This window comes from Streptomyces sp. NPDC044044 (genome assembly GCF_056434405.1).
The window spans coordinates 165,841-184,533 of sequence record NZ_JBWKFG010000004.1 but is presented as its reverse complement, the minus strand read 5'-3'; the positions used below and the strand labels follow the sequence as shown (position 1 = coordinate 184,533).

The 18,693-nt window shown below is 72.5% G+C and carries 17 protein-coding genes; 10 read left to right on the top strand and 7 right to left on the bottom strand.

The window, feature by feature from the left end:
- Positions 1 to 13: 13 nt before the first annotated feature.
- Together AC07AG_RS16585 and AC07AG_RS16580 are read right to left on the bottom strand one after the other, a co-directional pair.
- Positions 14 to 1,795 (bottom strand): VMAP-C domain-containing protein, encoded by a 1,782-nt coding sequence (locus AC07AG_RS16585; protein WP_478755808.1) that lies wholly within the window; start codon positions 1,793 to 1,795, stop codon positions 14 to 16.
- Positions 1,792 to 2,157, bottom strand: coding sequence for a CU044_2847 family protein (locus tag AC07AG_RS16580; RefSeq protein WP_478755807.1), 366 nt, complete (start codon positions 2,155 to 2,157; stop codon positions 1,792 to 1,794). The genes AC07AG_RS16585 and AC07AG_RS16580 overlap by 4 nt, the downstream gene beginning before the upstream one ends.
- A gap of 233 nt (positions 2,158 to 2,390) precedes the next feature.
- On the opposite strand from AC07AG_RS16580, the gene AC07AG_RS16575 reads away from it, so the two are divergent.
- From AC07AG_RS16575 to AC07AG_RS16560, 4 genes are all read left to right on the top strand, one after another.
- On the top strand, positions 2,391 to 6,110 hold the full coding sequence (locus AC07AG_RS16575; RefSeq protein ID WP_478755806.1) for a S8 family serine peptidase: 3,720 nt from the start codon (positions 2,391 to 2,393) through the stop codon (positions 6,108 to 6,110).
- A 200-nt stretch (positions 6,111 to 6,310) separates the two neighbouring features.
- A complete protein-coding gene (locus AC07AG_RS16570; RefSeq protein WP_478755805.1) occupies positions 6,311 to 8,695 on the top strand; it encodes a glycosyltransferase in 2,385 nt (794 codons plus the stop codon).
- Entirely contained in the window at positions 8,692 to 9,918 is a 1,227-nt protein-coding gene (locus AC07AG_RS16565; protein WP_478755804.1) for an acyltransferase family protein, read from the top strand. Before AC07AG_RS16570 ends, AC07AG_RS16565 begins: the two co-directional genes overlap by 4 nt.
- A 386-nt stretch (positions 9,919 to 10,304) precedes the next feature.
- Positions 10,305 to 10,682 (top strand): DUF488 domain-containing protein, encoded by a 378-nt coding sequence (locus AC07AG_RS16560; protein WP_478755803.1) that lies wholly within the window; start codon positions 10,305 to 10,307, stop codon positions 10,680 to 10,682.
- Positions 10,683 to 10,688: 6 nt separating this feature from the next.
- Here the strand turns inward: AC07AG_RS16560 and AC07AG_RS16555 are convergent, their stop codons facing one another.
- A complete protein-coding gene (locus AC07AG_RS16555; protein ID WP_478755802.1) occupies positions 10,689 to 12,386 on the bottom strand; it encodes a serine/threonine-protein kinase in 1,698 nt (565 codons plus the stop codon).
- Positions 12,387 to 12,605: 219 nt separating this feature from the next.
- On the opposite strand from AC07AG_RS16555, the gene AC07AG_RS16550 reads away from it, so the two are divergent.
- The 6 genes from AC07AG_RS16550 to AC07AG_RS16525 all read left to right on the top strand — a co-directional run bounded on the left by AC07AG_RS16550 (position 12,606) and on the right by AC07AG_RS16525 (position 16,189).
- On the top strand, positions 12,606 to 12,902 hold the full coding sequence (locus AC07AG_RS16550) for a hypothetical protein (protein WP_478755801.1): 297 nt from the start codon (positions 12,606 to 12,608) through the stop codon (positions 12,900 to 12,902).
- A 143-nt stretch (positions 12,903 to 13,045) separates the two neighbouring features.
- On the top strand, positions 13,046 to 13,390 hold the full coding sequence (locus AC07AG_RS16545; RefSeq protein WP_478755800.1) for a hypothetical protein: 345 nt from the start codon (positions 13,046 to 13,048) through the stop codon (positions 13,388 to 13,390).
- 21 nt (positions 13,391 to 13,411) lie between these two features.
- The gene (locus tag AC07AG_RS16540; RefSeq protein WP_478755799.1) at positions 13,412 to 13,630 is read left to right on the top strand and encodes an HAD family hydrolase; all 219 of its coding nucleotides are present in this window, start codon (positions 13,412 to 13,414) and stop codon (positions 13,628 to 13,630) included.
- The gene (locus AC07AG_RS16535; RefSeq protein ID WP_478755798.1) at positions 13,609 to 13,767 is read left to right on the top strand and encodes a hypothetical protein; all 159 of its coding nucleotides are present in this window, start codon (positions 13,609 to 13,611) and stop codon (positions 13,765 to 13,767) included. The genes AC07AG_RS16540 and AC07AG_RS16535 overlap by 22 nt, the downstream gene beginning before the upstream one ends.
- A 103-nt stretch (positions 13,768 to 13,870) precedes the next feature.
- Entirely contained in the window at positions 13,871 to 14,755 is an 885-nt protein-coding gene (locus AC07AG_RS16530; protein WP_478755797.1) for an ATP-grasp domain-containing protein, read from the top strand.
- A gap of 219 nt (positions 14,756 to 14,974) precedes the next feature.
- Positions 14,975 to 16,189: a Cmx/CmrA family chloramphenicol efflux MFS transporter gene (locus tag AC07AG_RS16525; RefSeq protein WP_478755796.1), complete on the top strand. Its 1,215-nt coding sequence runs from the start codon at positions 14,975 to 14,977 to the stop codon at positions 16,187 to 16,189.
- On the opposite strand, the gene AC07AG_RS16520 is transcribed toward AC07AG_RS16525, so the two are convergent.
- The 4 genes from AC07AG_RS16520 to AC07AG_RS16505 are packed head-to-tail and all read right to left on the bottom strand — an operon-like array spanning position 16,108 to position 18,683.
- A complete protein-coding gene (locus tag AC07AG_RS16520; protein ID WP_478755795.1) occupies positions 16,108 to 16,734 on the bottom strand; it encodes a hypothetical protein in 627 nt (208 codons plus the stop codon). The two genes, AC07AG_RS16525 and AC07AG_RS16520, sit on opposite strands and share 82 nt — an antisense overlap.
- On the bottom strand, positions 16,715 to 17,554 hold the full coding sequence (locus AC07AG_RS16515) for an FkbM family methyltransferase (RefSeq protein ID WP_478755794.1): 840 nt from the start codon (positions 17,552 to 17,554) through the stop codon (positions 16,715 to 16,717). The genes AC07AG_RS16520 and AC07AG_RS16515 overlap by 20 nt, the downstream gene beginning before the upstream one ends.
- Positions 17,551 to 17,778, bottom strand: coding sequence for a Trm112 family protein (locus AC07AG_RS16510; RefSeq protein WP_478755793.1), 228 nt, complete (start codon positions 17,776 to 17,778; stop codon positions 17,551 to 17,553). The genes AC07AG_RS16515 and AC07AG_RS16510 overlap by 4 nt, the downstream gene beginning before the upstream one ends.
- Positions 17,778 to 18,683 carry a hypothetical protein gene (locus tag AC07AG_RS16505; protein ID WP_478756296.1) on the bottom strand — a complete coding sequence of 302 codons (906 nt, stop codon included), beginning with the start codon at positions 18,681 to 18,683 and terminating at the stop codon, positions 17,778 to 17,780. Before AC07AG_RS16505 ends, AC07AG_RS16510 begins: the two co-directional genes overlap by 1 nt.
- Between the last annotated feature and the right edge of the window lie 10 nt (positions 18,684 to 18,693).

The window sequence follows — 18,693 nt, the reverse complement described above, 5'->3', positions numbered from 1 at the left end:
GCGTACGCCGGGCTCAGGCGACGGGGGAGTGGCGGTGGGCCGCGGGTGCGTCGGGGAAACAGCGCGGGTCGTCCCAGAGGAGCTGCACGTCCCTCGCCCAGTGCGTGTCCGGTTCGTCCGAGGCCTCGGCGCTCTCCCTCAACGTCAGGATGGTGCGGGGCAGTTCGGCCGGCGGGTGGCCGTCGACGTGGGCGGCGATGCGGTCGAGGAAGTCGGAGCCCGCGCAGCCCTTGTCGGTGTGGTGCTCGGAGTCCTCGCAGCCCGTGCGCGGCCACAGGAGCACCGGCACCGGCGCGGTGAGCGAGACGTCGAAGTGCGTCACGTCGGCGTCGGGCCCGGTGCGCCCGGCGCGTGGCGGCGCCGCGAACCCCGCCAGATCCGCGCCGTCACGCCGCAGCCGGAACCTCAGCTTGTTCGGCTTCTCCTGGGTGCCGCACTCGATGCGGTGCAGGACGGTCGTGGGGCGCTCGTCCAGGTGCTCCCACTGTCGGGCGAGGCGGTGGCGCAGACCGCCCTTGCGGCGCGACCGGTCGGTCACGACCAGGGGGTACGAGCAGCCGAGCGGGGTCGGGTCGTCCGCACCGCACTCCCACTGGGCCACCGGCAAGTTGAGCAGCGCGCGGGGCAGCACGAAGGCCAGCAACTCGTCCGTGCCGGGGGTGAGATGGGAGAAGGCGTCGTCGACGCGCTCCTGGACGTAACGGCGGACGTGTCCGGCGGCCACGGTGTGCGAGCCGACGGGGTGGCGCAGGCCCTCGCGGTACGCGGACACCTCGACCAGGAGCTGGTCGTCGCCCGCGCCGCTGTGGTCGATCTCGATGAGGATGGGGGACCAGACGGGCAACTCCCGGCTCTCACCGGGTTCACCGCGCTCGCCGCGCTCGCCGCGTTCACCGGGCGCTCTGGGTTCACCGCGCTCGCCGGGCGGCGGCGGGGCGAGAGCCGTGGGCGCTTCGAGCAGGCCCGCGAGGCGGTCGGCGAGGCGCGTCACCGCGTCCGGTTCCTCGACCTCCGAGAGCACGTACCAGGCCGCCGACCAGAGCGAGCCGAAGCCCTCCGGCGGCACGGGTGGGCCGAGCGGGCCCACCGCGTCGCGGTACAGCCGCTCCGGGTCGCGGGCGACGCCGGTGCCTGCCGCCCGGTCCACCAGGGCCCGCAGCCGTTCCTTCGCCGCCCGGTGGTGGCCGGGGGTGGGGACCAGGTCGCCGAGCGGGGGCCAGTAGCGGGCCATGACGGAGGTGGGCAGCATCCGTCCGTTGCGTACGCCGCTGGACGCGCGGGTGGCCGCCGACACCATGCCCACGACCCGGTTGCTGTCCGCGAGGGTGACCGCCGCGCCGCTGAACCCCGGAGCCAGGGGCTGCCCGTGGGCGCTCCACGCCTCCAGCTGGACCCACTCGTCGGCGATCCGCTGGGCGGCGGTGGCGCGGTACTCGGCGAGGGTGCCCTCGCGGTACCCCTTGGGGAATCCGTACACCAGGAGCCGGGGACGCGGTTCGGCGTACGCGTCCTCCGGCGCCGCGAACTCGGCGGGCCGCACCGGCACCGCGTGCTCCAGCTCCAGGACGGCGAGATCACCGAGGTCGTCACCGCGCCCGTCCCAGCCGCCGTGCGCGCCGACGGCGGCGGTCACCTCGCCGAGGTCGTCGCGGTGCGGGAAGGAGACGGTGACGGGCGCGGTGCCGCTGCCCCGGACGACGTGCGCACAGGTGAGGACGTGCCGCTCGGACACCAGGAACCCGGCGCCGACCTCGCCGCCGCACCCGATGCGGGCATGCCACGATGCGCTGTTCATGGGGTGGGGGTGGCCTCCGGCGGGGGTGCGACGGTGGTGGCTGCGGGCCCTTGAGGGGTCCACGCGAGGCGTACCACCAAGTGGCCCTCCGCCGTGCCCTTCACGATCACCGCGCCGGCCTCCGCCGACATCCGCACGCCGAACTCGATCTCCACCGAGTCCGGGCGCAGGCTGCCGTCACGGAACACCCGCAGCGCCGACTCGGCGGCGGCGCGTGCCCCGGCGAGTGACTCCTCGAAGGTGCGGACCGCACGGGCGGGGCCTTCGCCGCGGGAGATGAGGCGGGAGCCGTGCATGTCCTCCACGTCGGCCATGACGACGTGCGCGCCGTCGTCGGTCGTGAACTCCACCAGATCGTCCATCAACGCCCCCGTCGTACCTGTGCCCCACCGCCTGCCAACTGCATTGTTGCGGAAGATCCTTGCGCCTGTCAGCCAAGTCCGGGGCAACGCAGCCGTGCGCGGGGTGCTGGCGGGAAGGTGCCCTGGCGGCTTCCCGCCAGCACCCGTCAACACCCCGGCAACACAAGCCCCCCGACACTCTTCGCAGCACCCGGGAACCACCCCCGCCCGGGTCCGACGAAGAGAGGGCACCCATGACCCGATCACCCGCGTGGCGAAGAGCGAGGCTGCTCCCGGCCGTCGGCCTCGCGTGCGCGCTCCTTCCGGCAGGGCAGGCCGCCCACGCGGCTCCTTCCGACGCGCCGCAGGCCACCCCCGCGGCCCGCGCCGCCCACACGGTCACCCTGGTGACGGGCGACAAGGTCACCGTCACGGAACTCGGCGGCGGCAAGAAGACCGTCACCGTCGACCGGCCCGCCGGGGCTACCGGAGCCGTACGGAGCGAGATCGCGGGCGACCGCATCACCGTCGTACCGGACGAGGCGCGGCCCTATCTGAGCGCGGGCACCCTCGACAAGCGGCTCTTCGACGTGACGGAGCTGATGCGCCAGGGGCTCGGGGGCAAGAAGGGCGGCGCGCTGCCGCTCATCGTCACGTACGAGAAGAGCGCGCGCCGCGACGCGGGCGCGGCGACGCCCCGTGGCGCCGACAAGGTGCGCGCGCTGCCGAGCGTGGGCGGTGTGGCGGTGAAGGCCGACGGGCCCGGGGCCTTCTGGCGGGACGTCACGTCAGGGTCCTCCAAGTCGTCGCGTGCTGCGGCTGGTTCGGGCAACGGTCGTCTGGCCGACGGCATCGACAAGATCTGGCTCGACGGCCGTGTCGAGGCGGACATGGCGCAGAGCAACGAACAGATCGGCACCCCCAAGGCCTGGGAGGCCGGGCTCACCGGCAAGGGTGTGAAGGTCGCCGTCCTCGACACGGGTGTCGATCTCACTCACCCCGGTCTCAAGGACCGCGTGGACGCCACGAAGAGCTTCATCCCGGGCGAGGAGGTCGCCGACCGCAACGGCCACGGCACCCATGTGACCTCGACCGTCGGCGGCAGCGGCGCCGAGTCCGAGGCCGACAAGGAGAAGGGCGTGGCCCCCGGCGCCGCGCTCTCCGTCGGCAAGGTGCTCAGCGACGAGGGCTCCGGCAGCGAGTCGCAGATCATCGCCGGAATGGAGTGGGCGGCCAAGGACGTCGGCGCCAAGGTCGTGTCGATGAGCCTCGGTTCGCAGGAGGCGAGCGACGGCACCGACCCGATGGCCGCCGCCGTCAACACCCTCTCGAAGGACACCGGAGCCCTCTTCGTCATCGCCGCGGGCAACACCGGCGCCCCCTCCTCGATCGGCTCGCCCGGCGCCGCGGACTCCGCGCTGACCATCGGCGCGGTCGACTCCGCCGACCGGGCCGCGTACTTCACCAGCCAGGGCCCGCGCAGCGGGGACCAGGCGCTCAAGCCCGACCTGTCGGCACCGGGCGTGGACATCCTCGCCGCCCGCTCGCAGCTCGTCGGTGGCGAGGGCTTCTACGCCGAGATGAGCGGTACGTCGATGGCGACCCCGCACGTCGCGGGCGTCGCCGCCCTGCTCGCCGAGAAGCACCCGGACTGGAGCGGTGCGCGCCTCAAGGACGCGCTGATGTCGACCTCGGCGCAACTGGACGCTTCCGCGTATGAGTTGGGTGCCGGTCGCGTCAGTGTGCCCGACGCCGTCGACGCGCAGGTCACCGCGAGCGGGAGCGCCGACCTCGGCTTCTACTCCTGGCCGTACGGGGACAACAAGCCCGTGACGAGGACGGTGACCTACACCAACTCTTCCGACGCGGCGGTGGAGTTGAGCCTCGCCGCCGAAGGCGCGGCGGAAGGCGTCGCCACCCTCGCCGACAAGACGCTCACCGTGCCCGCGCACGGCACGGCGTCGACAAAGGTGACCGGTGACGGCGCGAAGGCGCCCGTCGGCAACACCAGTGGCCGCATCGTCGCGAGCGCCGCCGGGAAGCCGGTCGCGCACACCGCGTTCGGCCTGGTCAAGGAGGAGGAGCGGTACACGCTCACCGTCCACGTAAAGGACCGTGACGGCGCGGCGACCGGAGCCGGTCTGGTGCTCCAGCGGCTCGCCGAGCAGGTCGACCCCGTCCAGGCGGAGGTCGGCGAATCCGGCACTCTTGAGCTGCGCCTGAAGCCCGGGACGTACGCCCTGTCCTCCTTCCTCGACGTGCGCGGCAGCAAGGGCAAGGACTCCCTGGGCCTCGGCTTCCTCGCCGCGCCCGAGATCGTCCTCGACCAGGACCGCGAAGTCACCCTGGACGGACGCAAGTTGCGCGAGGTCGGGGTGGACGTCGGCAAGCGGACGGAGACCCGCCAGCTCCTGATGGAGTACGACCGGAAGGCGAACGGCGCCGAGCTGATGGGCGCGGTCCAGGTGCCCGTCAAGTACGACAGCATCTTCGCCGCACCCACCGCCGAGGTGGCCGACGGCAGCTTCGAGTACCGCACCGTCTGGCGCCTGGGCAAGCCGGCCCTGGACGTGAAGGGCCTCGACCGGGTGGTCGCGCAGCCCGGCGGCACGGTGACCGACGGCAGGAGCAGGCTGCGGATCGTGGACGTGGGCGGCGGCACGGCGGCCGACTACGCGGGCAAGGACGTGAAGGGCAAGGCCGTCATCGTGCGGCGGTCGGCCGATGCCGATGTGACCCCTGCCGCGCTCGGCCAGGCGGCCCAGGACGCGGGCGTCAAGGCCCTGTTCGTGACCGATGACGTGCCGGGGCGGCTCAACGCGTGGTTCGGCACGGACGACAACGCGGACCGGCCGCTGCAGATCGGCACGGTCGACGCGGCGGACGGCGCGCGGCTGCGCGCGGCGGCGAAGGCGGGGAAGTCGGTGGAGACCACCGCGACATCGCGCACGCCGTACGTCTACGACGTGTCGGAGGGCCACAAGGGTGCGGTGCCCCGGGATCTGACCTACGAGCCGTCGAAGCGTGAACTCGCGGTCCTGGACACGAAGTTCCACGCGGTGAAGCCGGTGGCGGGCGGCGAGTTCCGCTACTCGCTGACAGACACCTTCGCCGTCGGGATCGGATTCCAGGAGAAGATCGACTACCCGGTCGAGCGGACGGACTACGCGTCCACGGGCGCGGGCCAGCTGTGGCACGAGTCGGTGTCGGTCGGGCCGGGCGCCCTGGAGGAGCGGAGCGGACTGGTCCGCTACCGGGGCGGCAAGCACGGCGAGCTGAACTGGTTCAAGCCCGTGTGGCACCCGTGGCTGGGGACGGGCCTCGGCTGGGGGCAGCAGCGGTACGGGAACACGCTGGAGTTCAACGTGCCCGGGTGGGGTGACTCCGGTCCCGATCACACGGGGTTCGGTGACGTGTGGAACGACGACTCGATGACGCAGTTCACCGAGGTGTACGCGGACGGCGAGCTGGTCGACCGGCGGCAGAGTTCCGGTGCCTACGTGTGGGACGCGAATCCGGCGCTGACGACGTACAAGGTCGTGACGGACACGACGCTGGATCCCGAGCGGTGGCGGCTCGCCACGAAGGGCCACTCGGAGTGGACCTTCAAGTCGAAGGAGACGGCGGGTGACCGGAAGGCCTTCCTGCCCATGCTGAACCTCGGGTTCGACGTGGACACCGACCTCGCGGGCGATGTCCGTGGCGGGCGTTCCGTGGACGTCGGGATCTTCTCCGAGTACGTCGAGGGAGCCGTGGACACGGGGGCCGTCGGGGGCGGCAAGCTGGAGGTCTCGTACGACGACGGGAAGAGCTGGAAGGGCGTCGGCCTTGACCGGGACGGCCGCAAGGCCGCGTGGGACGGGAAGCTGAAGGTGCCTGCCTCCGCCGAGTTCATCTCGCTGCGGGCCTCGGCCAGTGACGACCGGGGCGGGACGGTGACGCAGGAGATCGTGCGGGCGGTGGGGGTGCGGTAGAGGACCCGCTCTGCTCGCTCCCCACCTCTACACGGGGACGTAATCAGAGCGTTACGCCAGTGAAGGTGCGGTGTCACAGTGATCGTTGAGGCTGATGTGACCGATTGGCCCCTGTTTCAGGGCCAGTTGGCGGCTCAACGAGAACCATCGAAAACCAAGCGGTCCTCCCCCCACAATCCGAACAGGATGGGACCACATAGATGCCCGTCACACCGGTGCTGACACCGCACCCTTCTCCCACACCACCGCCCCCTTCCTCCACACCACCGGCCGGCGGCCACATCCTGGCCGTCGGCTCACCGGGCCCGAGCCGTGAACTGCTCACCCGGACCCTGAGACTCACCGGGTACGACGTCACCCACGCCGTCCCCGGCGACGTGCACCGCCAGGTCAGGCAGGCGCCACCGGACGCGATCGTGGCCCTCGACGACGGCCCCGACGGCCGGGGCCAGGGCCTCGACGTCATACGCGAGGTCCGCGCCGACCCGGCAGGGCAGGCGCTTCCGCTGCTCATGGTCACGGCGGCCAGGACCCCCGCCCCCGCCACCGTCGCCGATCTGCTGCGGCACGGCGCCGACGACTGCCTGCCGGAGGCCTGTGACCCGCGTGAGCTGTCGGCGCGGATAGCGGCCAAGCTGCACCGCGTCCCGGTCCCCGTGGAGAACCTGCTGCGCGATCCGCGCACCGGCCTCTACTCGGGCCCTCACTTCATGGACGAACTCGACCGCGAGCTCGGCCGTCCGTCCGCCGCCCGGCGCGGCGGCGTCCTCGCCGTCGTCGGCGTCGCCGAGATGGCGGCCCTGGAGACGCGGCTCGGGCCGCGTGTGCGGCGCGAGGTGGCCGAGCGGCTCGCCGGGGTCGCGGAACGCCTGGGCGGCGTGTGCGACCGGCTCGGCTGGGACGAGGCCGGGCAGCTCCTCGTGCTCATGCCGGGTATCGACGAGGAGACCGCCACGCGGAGCCTGCGGGAGTTCGCGGTGTCCGTGGCCGGGACGCGCTTCGTCGTCGCCGACGAGAACGTCCGGCTCACCCCGGCCGTCGGCTGGACCCCGCTCGCCGATTACGCCGACCACACCCGGGCGGCCGAGCACGCGCGGGACGCGGTGTCCGAGGCCGTGCGCCACCGGGACCTGCGCCCCGTCCGCTACGAGCCGTGGATGCGCACGAGCGCCCCGCACGGCCACCGACGGGCCCGCGCAGGGCTGCGGGCGCTGCTCACCTGGGCGACCCGGCTGCTGTCCCCGGTGCTTCCGCTGGTGCTCGGCGTGGGCGTGCCGTTCGTGCTCTACCAGCAGGCGTACGAACTGGGCTGGGACGCGGCCGGGTTCGCGTACTGGGTGGTCGTGGCGGGGCTCGTGCTCTCCGCACTGCTCATCATGCTGGAGTGCCTGTTCTCGCTGGACGCGACGCCCAGGCCGCAGCGGCCTGGCCAGCCCTATCCGTCCGCGAGCGCCGTCATCGCCGCGTACCTGCCGAACGAGGCCGCGACGATCGTCGACACCGTCGAGTCGTTCCTGCGGCTCGACTACCCGGGCGACCTGGAGATCGTCCTCGCCTACAACACCCCGCACCCGCTGCCCGTCGAGGACACCCTGCGCGCCATGGCGGACCGCGATCCGCGCCTCGTGCTGCTCCCGGTGGCAGGGAGCACGTCCAAGGCGCAGAACATCAACGCGGCGGTCACACGGGTGCACGGCGAGTTCGTCGGCATCTTCGACGCCGACCACCACCCCGCCCCGAACGCCTTCCGGCACGCGTGGGACTGGCTGTCCAACGGCTACGACGTCGTCCAGGGCCACTGCGTGATCCGCAACGGCGACAGCTCGTGGGTCGCGAGGACGGTCGGCGTCGAGTTCGAGACGATCTACGCGGTCAGCCATCCCGGACGGACCAGGATGTACGGCTTCGGGGTCTTCGGCGGTTCGAACGGCTTCTGGCGCACGGATCTGCTCGCCAGGACCCGGATGCACGGCTCGATGCTGACCGAGGACATCGACTCCACCCTGCGTGCCCTGAACGAAGGCGCGCGGTTCGCCATGGACCGCACGCTCATCTCGCGCGAGCTGGCGCCGACGCTGCTGCGCCCGCTGTGGAACCAGCGCTCGCGCTGGGCGCAGGGCTGGCTCCAGGTCTCGCTGCGGCACCTGTGGGGCGCGCTGCGCTCCCCGGTGTACTCGCGCAGGCAGAAGGCGGGCCTCTTCATGCTGCTCGGCTGGCGCGAGGTCCAGCCGTGGCTCACGCTCCAGATCCTGCCGATCCTGGCGCACGCGGCCTGGCGCGCGGGCGGCGCCGACCGGCTGGACTGGGCGGTGCCCGTCTGCCTGACGGCGGCGGCGTTCACCATGTCGGCAGGGGTGGCACAGGCGGCCTTCGCGTGGCGGCTCGCGGTGCCCGAACTGCGGCGCCGCAAGGCGTGGTTCTGGCGCTATCTGTTCGTGTCGACGTTCTTCTACACCCACTTCAAGAACATGGTGGCGCGCCAGGCGCATCTGAAGGAGGCGCTCGGCGACCGGCAGTGGCGGGTCACGCCGCGCGCCGCCGTTCCCGAGGCGGAGGCGGTCGCGGAGCCGGCGGTGCGGGCATGAGCACGCTGACCGCGCCGCGGCCCCCCGGCGTGGTGGCCCCCGCTCCTCCCGCCTCCCGCGGGCGCGCGCTCGAACTCCAGGGATTCCGCGGCCTCGCCGCCCTGAGCACGGTCCTCTTCCACGTGTGGCAGGAGTACTACACGTACGACGCCGCGGGGGCGCACCCACCGGTCGAGAGCCCGTGGGTCGGCGCGCTGGTCTCGCTGGAGGTGATCGACCTCTTCTTCGTGATGTCCGCGTATCTGCTCACGCTGTCGTACGCCCGCGCGGCCATCGACGGAGGCTCGATCCGCACGGGCAGGGCCTTCCTCTTCCGGCGGGCGGTCCGGATCCTGCCGCTGTACTTCCTGGCGGTGCTCGTCGTCTGGGCGAGCCGCAACCCGACGCTGCCGGGCGACTGGCGCGACCTGGTCGGGCACCTCACCTTCACGCACGTCTTCGACCAGGAGCGGATCTTCTACACCCTGGGGCCCACCTGGTCCCTCTCCCTTGAGGTCGCCTTCTATCTGGCGCTCGTGGCGCTCGGGCCGCTCGCGGTGCGGGTGTGCCAGCGGCTCGCGACGCGGCGGGCGCGGGTCGCCGTATGCCTGTCGGGGTGCGCGGCGCTCTTCGTACTGCCGCTGGTCTGGATCTCCGTCGCGCACTACGCCGTCGGGGTGCCGCACACCGACTGGCCGGTGTACTTCGGTCCGCAGGCCCGCTTCGGGGGCTTCGCGGCGGGCATGGCGCTCGCGGTGCTGCTCGTGGCGCTCGGGGAGCGGGGCAAGCTGAGCGCGCGGGCGACGGTGCCCCTCGCGGTGGCGGCGCTCGCGGGGCTCTACGCCCTGTCGTACCTCGCCGAGCCGGAGAACTTCGCCCACACCTTCTACCACCCGATCGCTGCCCTGCTGTGGTTCGCGCTGCTCTACGCCACGCTGCACGTCCGCCCGCATGAACAGGTGCGCCGGCACGTCCTGTTGAGGGCGCGCTGGGTGACGGCGGTCGGGCTGATCAGCTACAGCCTCTACATCTGGCACGAGCCGGTGATGCTCCAGCTCATCAAGTCCGGCCTCGTGCCGACCGGTCGGGCGGGCTTCCCGTTCGCCGCGCTGATCGTCCTCGCCGTCGCCCTGGCGGTCGGGACGGCGAGCTACTGGCTCGTGGAGTATCCGGGGAGCCTGCTCGGCAAGGCGAAGGACGGCAAGGGAGCGGCGCGGGACTTCTATCCGGATCCGACGCGCTGACCTTCTCCCCGGGCGTGCCCCGACGCGGCGACGCCGCCTCCCGTGGGACGGGGGAGGCGGCGTCGCTGCGGGAACTACGGGTGACGTCAGACCAGCCAGCCGAGGAAGTGGGCGATACCGGCGACGACGTCAGTGATGATGTTCATGGTGGTGCTTCTCCTTGTGGGACGTGCTCAGGATCTTTCAACTGCCGGTCCTCGTATGGGACATGGACCGGGAACGCGGCAACTACGGTCTGCAGCCCGTTGCTTGCGTTCCGTAATCATCGTCAATCACATGCGTCACATGCAATCCCTGGCGCGACGATCACCTGTTCCAGGGAACAACTGCTCCCCTGTTCGCATTTTCGAGATGCGAAGGGCCGGGAGGGGCGCGACGATGGGCACATGAAGGCCGTCGAGACGTTCCCCGTGCGCCGTGTGCACGATCCGCCGGGCGAGGCGGACGGCGTGCGCGTCCTGGTCGACCGGCTCTGGCCGCGCGGCGTCTCCAAGGAGCGGGCGGCCGTCGACGAATGGCTCAAGGAGGTCACGCCCTCAGGCGAGCTGCGGACCTGGTTCCATCAACACCGCGACCAGTACGAGGAGTTCGGGCGCCGCTACCGCGCCGAGCTCGCGGGGCCGGAGCAGCAGGACGCCATCGAGCACCTGCGTGAACTGGCGGCGGACGGGCCGGTCACCCTGGTCACCGCCGTGAAGGACGTGGAGCACGGCCATCTGCCCACGCTGCGTGCCGAGTTGATGCGCGGGGCGAGCGGCGCCTGAGGGCCGTCAGCCCGTCCGCGTGAAGGACCGGTGCGCCTCGACGAAGTGACGCTCGCCCTTCGCCGCCTGACCGGCGGGCGCGGAGACCCACAGGTCGTACATCTTGCCGCCCTCGTCCCAGCTCAGGTCGAAGGTGCGGCGCGGCCCGCCGTCCCCGGAGCCGCCGTCCCAGGTGAACTCCCAGACGGCCGCGGGGTGGCCGTTGTGCGTGGTCTCCCGGACCGAACCGTCGCGGTAGCCGGGGTAGTCCGACGGGCCGTCCTTGTGTGCCTGCCGCATCACCGCGAGCGGTCCTTCCGGGGCCAGGGGCTGGGGGTGGACGCCGATGCGGAAGGCGTTGTCCGCCGAGTTGTAGAAGACGCGGGGAGGTTCGGACGAGCGGGCGAAGCCGGTGGGCGTCACCATCTTGAAGCCGGTCGGGTCGGAGACCGTCCGGTAGCCCGCGGGGGCCGGGTCGTCGGCGGGCTCGTCAGGATCGGCGGGGGCGGCCGTGCCGGCCGGGGTGGCCTTGCCGGTGCCTTCGGGGGAGGGCTTGGGGGCGGCGGGGCTCTTCTTGCCGTTCTTGCCGGGGTTCTTCGGCTTGTCGGCGCTCTTGGACGGCTTCTTGCCCGGCTCCTTGGTCTCCTGCTTCTCGCGCACCTCGTCCGCGGCGCCCCCGCTTCCCTTCGCCTCCGACCTCGTGCCGGAGTCGTCCCGGGTCAGGAGCCAGGTGCCGGTGCCGCCCGCCGCGAGCGCGGCGACCAGTGCGCCGGCCAGGAGTGCCGTACGGATCCGGGGGCGCGCGGCCGGCGCGGGGACGGAGCCGAGCACGATCGCTTCGTCGGGCGGTGACGGCCGCGCGGGCTCGGCGGGCACCGGCGTGCGGGGCACGGTGGGCATCCGCTCCTCCACCAGGAAGCCGCGCAGCGCCTGCTCGGCCTCGTCGGCGCCGAGCCGCCGCTCGGGATCCCGTTCGAGGAGGCCGCGTACGACGGGAGTCAGCGGTCCCGCCGAGTCCGGGATCCTGATCTCGTCCATGACGACGGCGTGCAGGACCCCCGCCACCGAGTCGCGGTGGAACGGTGACTCGCCCTCCACGGCGGCGCAGAGCAGCACACCGAGCGACCACAGATCGGACTCGGGGCCGGTGCGCTTGCCCGACATGCGCTCCGGGGCGGTGTACTCGGGCGAGCCGACGAACGCGCCCGTCTCGGTGAGCGTCGTCTGCCCGGCCACCTGCGCGATCCCGAAGTCGGAGAGCACCGCGCGCTCCGTGCCCGCCTCCAGGAGCACGTTCGCGGGCTTGAGGTCGCGGTGCAGCACCCCGGCCGTGTGCGCGGCGCGCAGCGCGGCGATCAGGGCGAGGCCGATGCGGGCGGCCTCGGCGGGCGGGACCGGGCCCTCCAGGGCCATCCGGTCGGCGAGCGAGCGGCCGTCGATCAGCTCCATCACCAGCCAGGGCTGATCGGCGTGCTGGACGACGTCGTGCAGGACCAGGATGCCGGGGTGCTTCACCTGCGCGACCGAGCGCGCCTCGCGCAGCGTGCGTTCGCGCAGGGCCGCCGCGTCGGCGGCCGACCGTCCCGCGTCGACGTGCAGCTCCTTCACCGCGACGGCGCGGCCCAGGAGATCGTCCTCCGCCCGCCAGACCGTGCCCATGCCGCCGCGCCCGAGCGGCGTCGTGATGCGGTAGCGCCCCGCTATGAGATCCCCGTGACTTGCCATGGCCGCATCATACGAACTCGCGTTGTAAATGGCCCAGTTGGGCCGATTGGTGACCGTGGTGCGCGAGTGGCGTGACCGAGCGGTGAAGGGAAGTGAACGGCGCACGTGTCAGTGGCAGATGCCTCCACGCGCCGGATACGAAGAGTGTCTGATCCAATACTGTAGGTGACCCAGCGGGTCGCGTCGGGAGCGGTCCGCACGGTGGATGGAGATCTCACCATGATGCGACGACGCATGGCCGTGGCCCTGGGGGCGCTCGCGGCCGCCGCGAGCCTGGCGGTGGCGGTGCCGGGATCGGCGTACGCGGCGGAGGGCGTCCTGATCGTCAACGGCCAGGCGCACGAGGATCCGAGCGGCTGCTACCCCATCGACTGGTTCCCGTCCTCGGTGACCAACCACACCGACGCGATCGCGGAGGTGCACTCCGGCCCCGGCTGCACGGGCCAGGTCGAGTGGCTCGTCCACCCGGGCGAGACGTACCACACGGAGACGGCCCAGAGCGTCTTCATCCTCTGAGGCCTGTGCCTCGACCGAGTCCTCCGCGTCCTCCCCGGGCGGATGCGGCACCGGCGCCCCGCTCCAGCGGGGCGCCGCGTGTTCGAGGTCGCGCCGCGCGGATCCTCATCGCGGCTTTACGCGGCGGCCGATAGGGAGATCCCATGCCAACTCCCCAGCTCCCGCCCGTCTGTGGCCCCGAGGGCCCGCTCCGCGCCGTGGCCCCCGCCCCGGTGACGCGCCCCAGGGCAGTGCTCTTCGACTTCTCCGGGACGCTGTTCCAGGTCCGGTCGTACGAGGACCGCATCCGCGCCGCACTGCCCGACCCGGTGGGCGAGCGGGAGATGGACGCCATCCTCACCTCGCTCGCCGCGGGCCTCTCGGACCCCGCCGTGATCGAGGCCCAGCACGCACGCGACGTGTCGTCCAAGGCCCACCGCCACGCGTTCACCACGTGGTACGCCTCGGCTCCCGCTCTCGCCCCCTTCGCCGGGGTTCTCTACGATTAACTCCGTTCTCCCGAGCACTGGTTGCCGTACGCGGACGCCGAGCGCACCCTGGCCGAGCTCGACGCGCGCGGCATCGAGCTCGGGGTGGTCAGTGACGTCGGCTGGGATCTGCGGCCGACGTTCGCCCGGCACGGCCTCGACCGCTGGTTCGGCAGCTGGGTCCACTCGTACGAACACGACATCCGCGGCTCTTCGGCCACGCCTGCGCGGAGTTGGGCGTGGCTCCTGCCGACACCCTGATGGTCGGCGACCACCCCGCCAAGGACGGCGGGGCCGCGGGCGCCGGGCTGCGGGCCTATGTACTGCCGGGGGGTGCGGTGCCGGGTGCGGTGCGGGGGCTCAGGGCCGTGCTGCGGCTCGTCGAGGGGCCCCACTGATCGCGGCGCCGCACCGCCGCGCTGACCTGGGCAAGGGCCTTGTCGGGAGCACGTCGAGAAGTTGTTAGCCTGCGGGGCGGATCATCGAACCCTGGAGGCCTCCGTGTCACCCGACCGCCCCACGATCGCCCTGGTCACCAGCAGGCCCCAGCTGGAGACCGGCCTCGACCGTGACCTCCCCGAGCTGGCACGTTCGCTCGGCGCGGCGGGCGCGGAAGTCGCCACCGTGTCCTGGGACGACCCAAGGGTCGACTGGGAGGGCTTCGACCTCGTCGTCATCCGGTCCGCCTGGGACTACAGCGAGCGCGTCACCGAGTTCGTGGCCTGGGCGGGCCGTGTCGCGCGGCTCACCGTCCTGGCCAATCCGGCGTCCGTGGTGCGGTGGAACACCGACAAGCGGTACCTGGAGGATCTCGCGACGGCCGGGATTCCCGTCGTGCCGACCCGCTATCTGGCACCCGGCGACACCGTGGAGATACCGGACGACGGCGAGTTCGTCGTCAAGCCCACGTCCGGCGCGGGCGCGCGCTACGCCGCCCGCTACGAGAAGGGCGCGTACGAGGCCGCCGCGGCGCACATCGAGCGCATGCACGGCGAAGGCCTCACCGCGATGGTGCAGCCCTACATGCCGCGCATCGACGAGACCGGCGAACGCGCGCTCGTCTACGTCGGCGGGCGGTTCCTGCACGCCATACAGAAGGGCGCGGTGCTCGCGCCCGGCACGGCGTACGACGACGAGAAGATGCCGCACCCCGACCTGCGCCCATGGCAGCCGACCCCGGCCGAACTCGACCTCGCCGAGCGGGCGTTGGCCGCCGTCCCGGGCTCGCCCGAGCTGCTGTACGCGCGCGTGGACCTCGTCGACGACGCGGAGGATGGCGCGCCCTGCGTCATGGAGCTCGAACTCGTCGAGCCGAACCTCTTCCTCTTCCTGCACCAGGACTCGTCGGCCGCCGTGACCGAGGAGATCCTGACCGCCGCGAGTTAACCGGGTGGACGTGGTGCGTGGGGCCTGATTAGCCTGCGGCCATGTCCAGTCCCGAGTCCGACAGACTCTAGCCACCGGCCGGCATGTCCGGTGGCCCTCTCTCACGTCACCGGATCCATCGCCGAAGCGCGGACCGACATCCCCTTTTCTCCTTGGCGCGGCAGCCGCACGGCTGAGCCGCCGCCTTGTCGACCCCTGACGTGGGTGCGGAGTCCTCTCATGCCCTTTGCTCTCTACATGCTCGGCCTTGCCGTCTTCGCGCAAGGCACATCCGAGTTCATGCTCTCCGGTCTCGGCCCCGACATCGCCGCCGACCTCGACGTGTCCCTCTCGACCGCGGGCACCCTGACCTCGGCCTTCGCCGTGGGAATGATCATCGGTGCGCCGGTGATGGCCCTCATCGGCCGCCGGTGGCCGCACAGGACCGCGCTGCTTGCCCTCCTGGCCGTCTTCCTGCTCGTCCATGCCGTCGGAGCGCTGACCGGCAGCTTCGCCGTGCTGCTCGCGACCCGGGTCGTCGGCGCCCTCGCCAACGCCGGGTTCCTCGCGGTGGCCCTGGTCGCCGCCGTCGGCATGGTCGAACCGAACGCCAAGGGGCGGGCCACGTCCGTGCTGCTCGGCGGCGTCACCCTCGCCTGTGTCGCGGGCGTGCCCGGCGGCGCGCTGCTCGGGCAGTTCTGGGGGTGGCGGTCCGCCTTCTGGGCGGTGGCCCTGGTGTCGGTGCCCGCCCTCCTCGCCATCCTGCGGTCCGTGCCCGCCGGTGCGCCCGACAGCAAGGGGGCCGGCGCGCGCGGGGAGCTGCGGTCGCTGCGTGCGCCGCGCCTCCTGGTGACCCTGCTCCTGGGGGCGCTGGTGAACGGCGCGACCTTCTGCACGTTCACCTATCTCTCGCCGGTGATCACCAACGTCACCGGTTTCTCGGAGAGCTGGGTGCCCGCGCTGCTCGCGCTCTTCGGCCTGGGGTCGTTCGTCGGGGTCACGGCCTCGGGGCGGTTCGCCGACGCGCGGCCCGTGCCGTTCCTGCTCACGGGCGCGGTGGCGCTGCTCGCCGGATGGGTGCTGTTCGCGCTGACCGCCGGGAATCCGGTGGCGGCCGTCGTACTCGTCCTCGTCCAGGGCGCGCTGTCCTTCGGCGTCGGCTCCGCGCTGATCACCCAGGCGCTGTACGCGGCGACCGGCGCCCCCACGCTCGCGGGCGGCTTCGCCACGGCCGCGCTGAACGTGGGCGCCGCGATCGGTCCCGTGGGCGGCGGCATCGCCCTCTCGGCGGGGCTCGGCCACCGCTCGCCGCTGTGGGTGAGCGCGCTCCTGGTGACCCTGGCGCTGATGGTGGGGGCGGTGGCCCTGAGGCGTCAGCCGCCGTCGGGGGAGTCCGGCAGCGAGAGCCGCTGCAGCAGCCCCCAGGTGAACTCCGCGACGCAGCGCCGCGGCTGACCGGCCCCGTCCGGCGCGGTGAAGGCGAGCCGCCAGCGCGTGGGCGCCGTGCCCTCCATCGGGCGGGCCGGGGCGAACGCGCGGGCGGCCTCGTCCACCGTGCACGACCAGGGGGTGAGGTCGTCCAGCGTATGGAGCGTCGGCCCCGGGGCGCCGGGCGCACGGATCAGCCACTCGTTCCACACCGCGCCGTTCGGTGCGCGCAGGACCTCGAAGCGCAGGTCCGGCCAGAGCGGCACCGGCCACAGCAGGGCCTCGCACTCCAGGTCGCCGATCCGGCGGGGCACGGTGGCCTCGGGGGCGCCGAGCACCGAGCGGTAGCGGGAGACCGCCCCGCGCGAGCCGGCCGAGCGGCTCATCGCCTGCCAGCGGCGGTTGGCCTCGCGCATCTGCGCGATGGAGACGCCGAGCTCGTGGCGGGCCGCCTCCACCAGGTCCGGATTGTGGTCGGCCATGCGGCGCAACAGGACCAGCTGGAAGTCGAGAGGGGTGAACGGGCCCGATGAGGTGGGGCCGTGGGCGGAGCTAGCGGACATGCGCTCCATGGTCGCGCACCACCGCGGCTCCCGGGCGGCGCCCGTCGGGAAGGAAGAGCACCGAGTTGACGTACCGGGGCCTGCGCGGCGTGAGCACCCTGCGCAGCAGCCCTTGCGACACGACGTACGACGTGTCGTTCTGGTGCGCCTCCAGGTCGAAGCCGACCAGCGGCAGCCACGTGTCGTGGGGCAGGACCCAGCCCTGGTAGCCGTGGTGCCGGGTGAGCAGCTCGATGATCGGTTTGATCGGCTGGATACGGGACTCCAGCTCGATGAAGAGGGCCGGGCGGTCACGCGTGAGCAGATCGTGGGCGCCGTGCAGGACCGGCAGTTCGTTGCCGTCCACGTCGATCTTGATGAAGTCGACGTCGCGCAGGCCGAGCCCGTCCAGGGTGAGGCAGGGCACCTCGACCGCCTTGGCGTGGATGTCCCTGCGGATGAGCGAGGAGACCCCGCGGTCCCCACGGTCGCCCTGCGGCAGCCAGAGCCTGGCCGTGCCGGGGCGGTCGGTGGCGGCGGCCTGGATCACCCGGACGTTGGCGGGCGTTGAGGTCTCCAGGAGCCTTGCCAGATGCGGGACGGGCTCCACGGTCACCACGCGGCGCGCACGCGAGGCCAGGCGGCGCGACCAGGGGCCGTACCAGCCGCCGACGTCCACCGCCGTGGAGCAGCCGCGCGGGCAGAGGTCGGAGAGGCGGGCCAGCTCCGGTTCGAAGCGGGGGTAGACGAGGCGGGCCAGGGAGGCGATCAGCCGGGCGGGGAGGTGCGGGGCGAGGCGGGCGGCCACGGTCTTGTGGGGCTTGGCCGCGGACCTTTCGGGCCCCGTCACGGGGAGATCCGCTTCAGGAGCTGCTCGTGCTCGTCCTCCGACATCTGCTCTCCCGACGAGGGCAGCAGCTGCGGTATGCCGTCGATGATCGGGTAGCGGCGGCGCAGGCGCGGGTTGTAGAGGACCTCGTGCGGCACGAGGGGTTCCGCGGGCTCCAGGAGATGCAGCGGCCCCTTGTCCAGCGGACAGGCCAGGATCTTCAGAAGCGGGTCTTCGGGGTTCATCAGCTCGTCAACTCCTTGGTCGGGGGCGTCGGTTGAGGCGGGGGTGCGTCGTGCTTGGGCATGGCGAGGAGCACGGACACCGCGAGCGCCGTGCCCGCGATCCGCAGGGCGAGCCGCAGCGGCTCCTCGGGCAGCGGCTCGCCGAACGCCAGGGTCCCGAGTACCGCGGTGAAGAGCGCGGTAACCGTCGTGCACACGGGGACTATGAGAGAGGCCCGGCAGCGCTGCAGCGCCGCCTGCGACATGACCAGGCCGAACGCGCCGGTGAACAGCAGGAGATACGGATACGGGGAGCGCAGCAGGTCGAGCAGCGCGGAGCCCAGATCCTGCGTGGTCAGATAGCTGGACACGCCCTTGATGGCGAGCGAGCTCACGCCGTAGAGGAGCCCGACGGCGACGCCGTACTCGACCCCGGTCGTCGGGAGCCGGTGCCGGTGCTTGGCCCGCCGCTCGGCCGATCCGTAGAGCAGGACTCCCGCCGCGAGCGAGGGCAGACAGACCGTGAGGACGAGCGGTACGGGCGCGCTGCGGCTCACGGTGTCCGCGTCCTCGCTCAGCGAGAGGACGACCATGAGCAGCGCGAGGAGGATGGCCCCGACGGCGTACCGCTCGCGCCCCGACGTCTGCTCCCCGAGCAGCACGGAGGAGAGCAGCAGCAGGAGCACGAGCCCGGAGACGAAGATGCCCTGCGCGGCGGCGATCGGCAGCGTCCGGTAGACGGCGAGCTGCGCGCCGAACCCGGCGGCGAGCGCGAGCGATCCGCCGATCCACAGCGGGCTGGAGACGACCTGCCGCAGCAGCCGTGCCGGACTGCGCACGCTGACGGACGGCATCGCGGTGAGGGCACGTTTCTCCAGGACGAACCCGGTGCTGTAGAGGACGTTCGCAAGGAGGGCCGCGGCCACACCCCACCAC

What these genes read in the sequence shown, in the direction of transcription:
- AC07AG_RS16585 (WP_478755808.1), bottom strand. Translation starts at nt 1,795, where the DNA reads ATGAACAGCGCATCGTGGCATGCCCGCATCGGGTGCGGCGGCGAGGTC.
- AC07AG_RS16580 (WP_478755807.1), bottom strand. Translation starts at nt 2,157, where the DNA reads ATGGACGATCTGGTGGAGTTCACGACCGACGACGGCGCGCACGTCGTC.
- AC07AG_RS16575 (WP_478755806.1), top strand. Translation starts at nt 2,391, where the DNA reads ATGACCCGATCACCCGCGTGGCGAAGAGCGAGGCTGCTCCCGGCCGTC.
- AC07AG_RS16570 (WP_478755805.1), top strand. Translation starts at nt 6,311, where the DNA reads ATGCCCGTCACACCGGTGCTGACACCGCACCCTTCTCCCACACCACCG.
- AC07AG_RS16565 (WP_478755804.1), top strand. Translation starts at nt 8,692, where the DNA reads ATGAGCACGCTGACCGCGCCGCGGCCCCCCGGCGTGGTGGCCCCCGCT.
- AC07AG_RS16560 (WP_478755803.1), top strand. Translation starts at nt 10,305, where the DNA reads ATGAAGGCCGTCGAGACGTTCCCCGTGCGCCGTGTGCACGATCCGCCG.
- AC07AG_RS16555 (WP_478755802.1), bottom strand. Translation starts at nt 12,386, where the DNA reads ATGGCAAGTCACGGGGATCTCATAGCGGGGCGCTACCGCATCACGACG.
- AC07AG_RS16550 (WP_478755801.1), top strand. Translation starts at nt 12,606, where the DNA reads ATGATGCGACGACGCATGGCCGTGGCCCTGGGGGCGCTCGCGGCCGCC.
- AC07AG_RS16545 (WP_478755800.1), top strand. Translation starts at nt 13,046, where the DNA reads ATGCCAACTCCCCAGCTCCCGCCCGTCTGTGGCCCCGAGGGCCCGCTC.
- AC07AG_RS16525 (WP_478755796.1), top strand. Translation starts at nt 14,975, where the DNA reads ATGCCCTTTGCTCTCTACATGCTCGGCCTTGCCGTCTTCGCGCAAGGC.
- AC07AG_RS16520 (WP_478755795.1), bottom strand. Translation starts at nt 16,734, where the DNA reads ATGGAGCGCATGTCCGCTAGCTCCGCCCACGGCCCCACCTCATCGGGC.
- AC07AG_RS16510 (WP_478755793.1), bottom strand. Translation starts at nt 17,778, where the DNA reads ATGAACCCCGAAGACCCGCTTCTGAAGATCCTGGCCTGTCCGCTGGAC.